Origin of the sequence: Dietzia sp. B19 (assembly GCF_014145155.1) — a bacterium.
In the GTDB taxonomy this organism is placed as follows: Bacteria; Actinomycetota; Actinomycetes; order Mycobacteriales; family Mycobacteriaceae; genus Dietzia; species Dietzia natronolimnaea.
In genome coordinates, this window is the sequence record NZ_JAALED010000153.1 from 1 (window position 1) to 7587 (window position 7587).

Here is a 7587-nt window from a genome sequence, read left to right on the forward strand (position 1 = left end):
ACGCCGCAGGGTTTCGCGCCCGACGTGCTGCTGGCCGCCTACGACGCGGCCGGGGACGTGGCCACCGACGACGCCGGGCTGGTGGAGCGGCTGGGCGGGACGGTGGCGACCGTCGACGGCGACCCGCTCGCCTTCAAGATCACCACGGCATCGGACCACGTCCGAGCCCTGCACGAAGTCCGAGCCCTGCACGAAGTCCGTGCCCTGTCGGAAGTCCGTGCCCTGCACGAAGTCGGCGCACCGCAGGAGCCCGGTGCACGCGAGAACCCGGAGGAGCACCCGTGACCGGACCCGTGATCCCGCGCGTCGGCATCGGCACCGACGCCCATCAGGTGCAGCCCGGCAAGCGATGCATGATGGCCTGCCTGCACTTCCCGGACGACCACGGGTGCGAGGGGCACTCCGACGGCGACGTGGTGGCCCACGCCCTGGTCGACGCGCTCCTGTCCGCGGCCGGTCTCGGTGACCTCGGCACCCTGGTCGGCACCGGTCGCCCCGAGTACGACGACGTCTCGGGTGAGCGGCTCCTGCGCGAGGCGGTGGCGGAACTCGCCGGGCACGGGTGGGCGATCGGGAACGCCGCCGTGCAGATGGTGGGCAACCGCCCCAAGATGGGCCCGCGGCGGGTCGAGGCGGAACAGACCCTCTCGGCGATCATCGGCGCCCCGGTCTCCGTCTCGGCCACCACGACCGACGGCATGGGCTTCACCGGTCGCGGTGAGGGGGTCTCCGCCGTGGCGACGGCCCTGGTGTTCCGGAGCTGACGAAGCGGGCGGGAGGGTGCGTCACCGGTAGACTCGCTACCCGTGACGCTCCATCTGTACGACACCGCCACCCGCTCCCTCCGGGAGTTCACCCCAGTCCGGGAGGGGCACGCGTCCGTCTACCTCTGTGGAGCCACCCCCCAGTCCGTGCCGCACATCGGCCACGTCCGGTCCGGGGTCGCCTTCGACGTCCTGCGCCGCTGGCTGCTGGCCACGGGCTACGACGTGGCGTTCGTCCGCAACGTCACCGATATCGACGACAAGATCCTCACCAAGGCCGCCGAGAACGGCCGGCCGTGGTGGGAGTGGGTCGCCACGCACGAACGCGAGTTCACCAGGGCGTATGACGCCCTCGGGGTCCTGCCGCCGTCCACCGAGCCGCGGGCGACCGGGCACGTGACGCAGATGATCGACTACATGGAGCGGCTCATCGAGCGCGGCTTCGCCTATCCGGCCGAGGGCAGCGTCTACTTCGACGTGGCCGCCTGGTCGGCCGCACCGGAGGGCGATTACGGCCACCTCTCGGGACACCGCCTCGACGAGGTCGACCAGGGTGAGGCGGCGGACCTGCGCGGCAAGCGGGACCCGCGGGACTTCGCGCTGTGGAAGGCGGCCAAGCCGGGGGAGCCCAGCTGGCCCACCCCGTGGGGGGAGGGCCGTCCGGGCTGGCATCTCGAGTGCTCGGCCATGGCGACCTGGTACCTCGGTGGGACCTTCGACATCCACGGCGGTGGTCTGGACCTGCAGTTCCCGCACCACGAGAACGAGGCGGCACAGTCCCACGCGGCCGGAGACGGCTTCGCCCGGTACTGGCTGCACAACGGGTGGGTCACCATGGCGGGGGAGAAGATGAGCAAGTCGCTGGGCAACGTGCTCAGCGTGCCCAACATCCTCAGCGCGGTGCGACCCGTCGAGCTGCGCTACTACCTCGGCAGCGCGCACTACCGCTCGATGCTCGAGTACTCGCCGGAGGCACTGCAGGAGGCGGCCGCCGGGTACCGGAGGATCGAGGCGTTCGTGCGGCGCGTGACCGAGGCCGGCGTCGAGGTGCCCGTGGGTGACTGGACGGACGGGTTCGCCGCGGCGATGAACGACGATCTCGGGGTCCCCGCCGCACTGGCGGAGATCCACGGTCGGGTGCGCGAGGGGAACACCGCCCTGGCGTCCGGCGACCTCGACGCGGCGCTGACGGCCGCGTCGGCCGTGCGGGCGATGACGGCGGTCGTGGGCGTCGATCCCCTCGACCCCCACTGGATGGCCGAGGGCGGCGCGGACGACGCCGCGACGACAGCGCTCGACTCGCTCGTGCGCGCAGAACTCGAGGCGCGCGACATCGCGCGTTCGAACAAGGACTTCGCCACCGCCGACGCGATCCGGGACCGTCTGGTCTCGGCCGGCGTCGAGGTGGCAGATACCGCGGACGGCCAGAGATGGTCGCTCGCCAACCGGAAGGACTGACATGGCTGGCAATTCGGCCCGACGCGGAGCGATCCGCAAATCCGGCACCAAGAAGGGCCAGGTCGTCGGATCCGGCGGTCAACGGCGGCGGGGCCTCGAGGCCCGCGGCGCCACGCCCAAGGCCGAGGACCGCACGTATCACTCCGCGCACCGCAAGGCCAAGGCCGCCTCGCGGAAGGCGGAGACCACGCAGCAGCGGCGCCGGTACGCCGAGAAGCAGGCCGATGGTCCGGAGTACGTGGTGGGCCGCAACCCGGTGGTGGAGTGCCTCCGGGCCGGCGTGCCCGCGACCGCGCTGTACGTCGCGGTCGGCTCGGACGCCGACGAGCGACTGACCGAGGCCGTCCACCTGGCCGCCAACAAGGGCATCTCGATTCTCGAGGTGCCGCGCACGGACCTCGACCGCATGGTGTCGAACGGGATGCACCAGGGGATCGGGCTCCAGGTGCCGCCGTACCAGTACACCGATCCCAAGGATCTGCTCGACATCGCGATGGGAGCATCCGAACCCGCGCTGCTCGTGGCTCTGGACAACATCACCGACACCCGCAACCTCGGCGCGGTCATCCGTTCGGTCGCCGCGTTCGGCGGACACGGCGTCCTCATCCCGGAGCGGCGCAGTGCGTCCATCACGGCCGTCGCGTGGCGCGCCTCGGCCGGTGCCGCCGCCCGGCTGCCGGTCGCGCGCGCGACCAACCTCAACCGCACGCTTCTGGACTGGGCCAAGGCCGGGGTGCAGCTCGTGGGTCTGGACGCCGACGGCGACACCACCCTGGACACCTACGACGGCACCGGCCCCACGGTCGTCGTGGTGGGCTCCGAGGGTAAGGGTCTCTCACGGCTGGTGCGCGAGAACTGCGACTCGATCCTCTCGATCCCGATCTCCGGAGGGGTGGAGAGCCTCAACGCCTCGGTCGCCGCCGGCGTGGTGCTGTCCGAATTCGCCCGCCAGCGTCGCGTGAAGGGCTGACGGGCCCCTCGGTTCCCGTTCAGCCCGGCGGGCGGCGGGGCGATCGACAACGATCGAACGTCGCCCGTGCGTACTCCCACGTCTCCTCGCCGTAGTACAGGTGCCCGACGACCATGTAGAGCCCGGCGAACCGTTGGTAGGTCCACGCCCGGTCGAGGAAGGTCGAGTCGATCCGACCGACGTAGCGCGCGAGCACCTCGTCGACGAAGCCCGGGCCGTACTCGTACAGCTCGGCGAAGTCGACCGCCGGGTCGCCGAGACACATGTCGGTGAAGTCGATGAGCCCCAGCCGGCCCGGGGACGTCCGCCGATCCCAGTACAGGTGACGGACGTAGACGTCGTTGTGCAGGAAGACCCTGGGCAGCAGGGTGGACTGGAGCGCGGCGACCTCGTCACAGATCTCCCGCGCGGTCCGCATCTCGTCCTCGGTGAACACCGCAGGGAGGTCGTGGGCCACGATCCCCCGCACGAAGTCCAGGTTCTCGGGTTGGTACGAGTCCGGGACCCGGTCCAGCGGCGGGGTGGAGGTGTCGGCCGCGTGCAGCGCCGCCAGCAGGGCACCGAGCTGCCCGGCCACCGACGTCCTGTCCGTCGTGGGCAGACCGCGGAGTAGCTCGGGGGTCAGCCTGTCCCCACCCACCAGCGGATACCCGGCGAAGCCGCCGCCCGACGGAACGTGTGTGTACCGGGGGATCGCGGCGTCGACACCGGGGGACAGGTGGTCGAGGACGGCGATCTCCTGCGGGAGCTGGGCGAGCGCCTGCTCGTCCGTCGGGAACCGGAACACCAGCTCCCGGTGCCCGAGGGAGTCGGCCCCGCGGCACCCGCGGCACAGCACCACCACGTGGTCCCAGCCCTCGTCGATCCACGACGCCGAGTCCCAGGCGAGGGTCGGGAACGCGGCGCGGATCGCGTCGAGCTCAGCGCTGCGCTCGGCCGGGGGCTCGGCCGGGGGTCCGGCGGGTCGCTCGGCAGGGGGGTCGGGGTCGATGGGCACCCGTCCGACGGTAGTCACGCGGGCCGGTCGGTGCTCAGCTCCGGAGTGCCGCGACCGCCCGGCACGCCAGGTAGATGACGAAGGAGATGGTGGTGACGAACACCGAGACGGGCACCCCGGGCGCGAGCGAGAGCAGCATCCCACCGACCGCGGCGATCTGGGCGAACAGGATGGTCAGGGCGATCGCACGCCCGGGGCTCGAGGTGACGGCGGCCGCGGCGGCGGCAGGGGTGATGAGCAGCGAGAGCACGAGCAGCGCCCCCACCACCTGGACGGCCTGGGCGGCCGCGAGGCCCACCAGTACCGCGAAGACCAGGTTGATCGCGCGCACGGGAACCCCCCGCGCCTCGGCGACCTCGGGGTCCGCGGAGGAGAAGACCAGCGGACGGTAGAGCGCGATCAACGTGACGCAGATGATCGCCGCGACCACAGCCATCTGGACCACGCCGTGCTCCGACACGCCCACGATCTGCCCGGTCAACAGGGAGAAGCTGGTCCCCGACCGGCCGGGGTAGAGGTGGATGAACAGCACGGCCATGCCGAGGCCGAACGCCATGACCACGCCGATCGAACTGTCGCGCTGGGAGGCGCGGGCGCCCATGAGTCCGAAGATCAGCGCGGCCACCACGGATCCGAGGATCGCACCCAGGCCCAGGTTGAGGCCGAACAGCAGTGCGGCGGCGGCGCCGGTGAGGGCGAGTTCGCTGGCGCCGTGCACGGAGAACGACATCTGCCGCATCACGATGAACGGCCCGATCGCCCCGGCCAGCAGGCCGAGCAGCGCGATCGCGACCAATCCGTAGAGCACGAAGTCCTGGCGGAGCAGGTGCGCGGTCACCTCGGTGTCGGCGATCGTCCCGGCGATCTCGAGCAGGCGGTCCATCAGTGCGCTCCGGGGTGGGTGTCGTCGTGATGGTGGTGGCCGGTGGACCAGGGTTCGGCGCACAGGTGCTGGGTGTCGCCCACCACGATGATCTGGCCGCGGACCCGCAACACCTCGACGGGCGAGGAGTAGAGGTCGGACATGACCTCGGTGGTGAACACCTCCTCCGGGGTGCCGATGCGGTGGCGCCCGTCCACGAGGTAGACGATCCGGTCGACCATCGGCAGGACCGGGTTGATCTCGTGGGTGACGAAGAGGACCGCGGTGCCGTGGTGACGACGGCGGTGGTCGAGTACCGAGGCGACGGTGCGCTGGCCGGTGAGGTCCAGGCTCAGCAGCGGCTCGTCGCAGAGCATGACGCACGGGTCGCACGCGATGGCCTGGGCTACCCGGACGCGTTGCTGCTCGCCTCCGGACATGCGACCGAGCGGCTTGTCCGCCAGCTGCCCGGCCCCCAGGCGGTCCAGCGCGGCGTCGACCACCCGACGCTTCTCGCCGCGCCGGGACGGCCACCCCGGACCCCAGCGGGTCCCGTCGATCCCGAGTCCGACCAGGTCGCGTCCTCGCAGGGTGATCCCGGGGTCGAACGCCTTCTGCTGGGGCACGTACCCCAGGTGGGTTCCGCGGTCGCCGGGGGCGCGGCCGTCCACCAGCACGGTGCCGGAATCGGGTGCCAGCCCGCCGAGGAGCACCTTGAGCAGGGTCGTCTTGCCGGCTCCGTTGGGGCCGAGCACGGCGACGAACTCCCCGGCGGCCACCTCGAGGTCGAGATCGCGGATGAGGGTGCGCCCGCCGCGCGAGACCGTCACCGACTCCAGGGAGACGACCGTCCCGGGGCCGGGTTCGCCGCGGAAGTGAGATGTCACCTGGTCAGTGTCCACCATCGGCGACCGGGGTCGCACCATCGAGGGCCGAGGACAGCGAGTTGACGATCCCCGTCATCCACGTGGTGTAGTCCATGCCCTCGGGGAGGGTCTCGGTGAGGTCGACGACGGCGACGTCCGCCGACTCGGCGGCGTCACGGACGCGGGCGGTCACGGTGGTCTCGGTCTGGGTGTTGAACGCGAGGAACGCGACCTCCCGCTCGCCCATCAGGTCGAGCATGGCGGAGAGGTCGGCCGCGGACGGGTCGGTGTCGTCCTCGATCGAGGCCAGGAATCCGCGCGGCGTCAGGTCGACCATGTGGGCGGCGTCGAACAGGTGGGCGCCGACCCGCTCGGTCTGGGCGTAGGGGAAGTGCCCGCGGTCGTGGATCGCGTCGAGCTCGGCCTCGAGGGGGGCGAGGGAGTCGGCGAACCGGTCGGCGTTCTCGCGGTACTCCTCGGCGTTCTCCTCGTCGATCGCCGCCAGCTCCTCGGCCACCCGCTCGGCCACGGCGGCCGCGGTGGGCAGACTGAACCAGACGTGCTCGTTGGTGTCGGACGCGTGGTCGTGGCCGGCGTGATCGTCGTCCGATCCGTGGCCGTCGTGACCGTCCTCGGCACCGTGACCGCCCTCGGCACCGTGATCGTCGTCGTGCCCGTGCTCGTCCGCACCGTGGTCGTCCGAACCGTGCTCGTCGCCGTGGGAGTGCTCGGCGATCGACTCGCCGGTGACGCGTTCGTACTCGTCGACCGCCCGGACCACGGGGACGTCCGCGGCGTTCTCGAGGGCCCGGTCCACGAAGGAGTCGTACCCGGCGCCGTTGTAGACCACGAGGTCCGCGCCGCTGACCGCTGCCGCGTCGGCCGGGCTCGCCTCGTAGGAGTGCGGGTCGGCGGCCGGGTCGGAGATCACGGCCTCCACTGTCGCGTTGTCCCCGGCCACCTGCTCGGCGATGTCGGCGTAGACGCTCGTGGAGGCCACGACGGTCGGTCCGGTGGCCGTGGCGCCCTCGCCGGAACCGTCCTCCGACCCGCAGGCGGTCAGGACGGCTCCTCCGAGGAGCGCGGCGGCGGCGATCGCCGCGGCCCGGGCTGGCAGGGGGGTGCGGGACAGGCTGGATGACGACATGGCGAAGACCGCTCTCGTAGCAATGGGAACCGTTGTCGTTAAGTGTATGTTGATCCTCGCCGACGGGGTCAACCGCGGGGTGGCCCGGAGGTCAGCCCCGCAGTTCGGCGAGCCGGGAGAGCAGCCCCACCACCGCGGGGATGTCGGCCACGCGGTGTGTGGCGAGAGTCCGGCCGTCTCCGACCTTGATCCCGATGTCCCCGTCGCGCAGGCGCGCGAAACCCCGCTCGTCGGTCACGTCGTCGCCGATGAAGATCGCGATCTCCGCCCCGGTCTGCTCGACCAGCCTCTCGATCGCCGCGCCCTTGCTCGCCTCGCGGACCGCGATCTCCACGACGTTCTTGCCCTCGGTCACGAACACGCCGTCGAGGGCGGCGGGTCGGGCCATCGCCTCGGCCATCGCCCGTTGGCGCAGGGCCGGGTCCTCGACCGGGCGGACGTGCAGGACGGCGGCCGTGGGCTTGTGCTCGACGTGGGCGCCGGGGGTGCGCGAGACGATCTCGGAGAGTTCGGAACCCACACG

At 71.7% G+C, this 7587-nt stretch carries 8 protein-coding genes and 1 pseudogene; 4 read left to right on the forward strand and 5 right to left on the reverse strand.

Going from position 1 to position 7587, the window contains the following annotated elements:
* From G6020_RS17505 to rlmB, 4 genes and pseudogenes are all read left to right on the forward strand, one after another.
* Window positions 1-156, forward strand: a pseudogene (locus G6020_RS17505) (2-C-methyl-D-erythritol 4-phosphate cytidylyltransferase); the annotation flags it as partial.
* Between the two features lie 125 nt (window positions 157-281).
* Window positions 282-764 carry a 2-C-methyl-D-erythritol 2,4-cyclodiphosphate synthase gene (gene ispF, locus G6020_RS05535; RefSeq protein ID WP_179524505.1) on the forward strand — a complete coding sequence of 161 codons (483 nt, stop codon included), beginning with the start codon at window positions 282-284 and terminating at the stop codon, window positions 762-764.
* Between the two features lie 42 nt (window positions 765-806).
* The gene (gene cysS / locus G6020_RS05540) at window positions 807-2222 is read left to right on the forward strand and encodes a cysteine--tRNA ligase (RefSeq protein WP_182609936.1); all 1416 of its coding nucleotides are present in this window, start codon (window positions 807-809) and stop codon (window positions 2220-2222) included.
* Window position 2223: 1 nt separating this feature from the next.
* A complete protein-coding gene (gene rlmB, locus G6020_RS05545; protein ID WP_179524507.1) occupies window positions 2224-3192 on the forward strand; it encodes a 23S rRNA (guanosine(2251)-2'-O)-methyltransferase RlmB in 969 nt (322 codons plus the stop codon).
* 19 nt (window positions 3193-3211) lie between these two features.
* On the opposite strand, the gene G6020_RS05550 is transcribed toward rlmB, so the two are convergent.
* The 5 genes from G6020_RS05550 to otsB form a co-directional block, all read right to left on the reverse strand.
* Window positions 3212-4189: an aminoglycoside phosphotransferase family protein gene (locus G6020_RS05550; protein ID WP_259843795.1), complete on the reverse strand. Its 978-nt coding sequence runs from the start codon at window positions 4187-4189 to the stop codon at window positions 3212-3214.
* 34 nt (window positions 4190-4223) lie between these two features.
* On the reverse strand, window positions 4224-5072 hold the full coding sequence (locus G6020_RS05555) for a metal ABC transporter permease (protein ID WP_179524508.1): 849 nt from the start codon (window positions 5070-5072) through the stop codon (window positions 4224-4226).
* A complete protein-coding gene (locus G6020_RS05560) occupies window positions 5072-5956 on the reverse strand; it encodes a metal ABC transporter ATP-binding protein (RefSeq protein WP_182609937.1) in 885 nt (294 codons plus the stop codon). The genes G6020_RS05555 and G6020_RS05560 overlap by 1 nt, the downstream gene beginning before the upstream one ends.
* A complete protein-coding gene (locus G6020_RS05565) occupies window positions 5943-7064 on the reverse strand; it encodes a zinc ABC transporter substrate-binding protein (RefSeq protein WP_179524510.1) in 1122 nt (373 codons plus the stop codon). Before G6020_RS05565 ends, G6020_RS05560 begins: the two co-directional genes overlap by 14 nt.
* A gap of 91 nt (window positions 7065-7155) precedes the next feature.
* Window positions 7156-7587: trehalose-phosphatase (gene otsB, locus G6020_RS05570; protein WP_182609938.1), on the reverse strand; the 432-nt coding region annotated here is incomplete at its 5' end.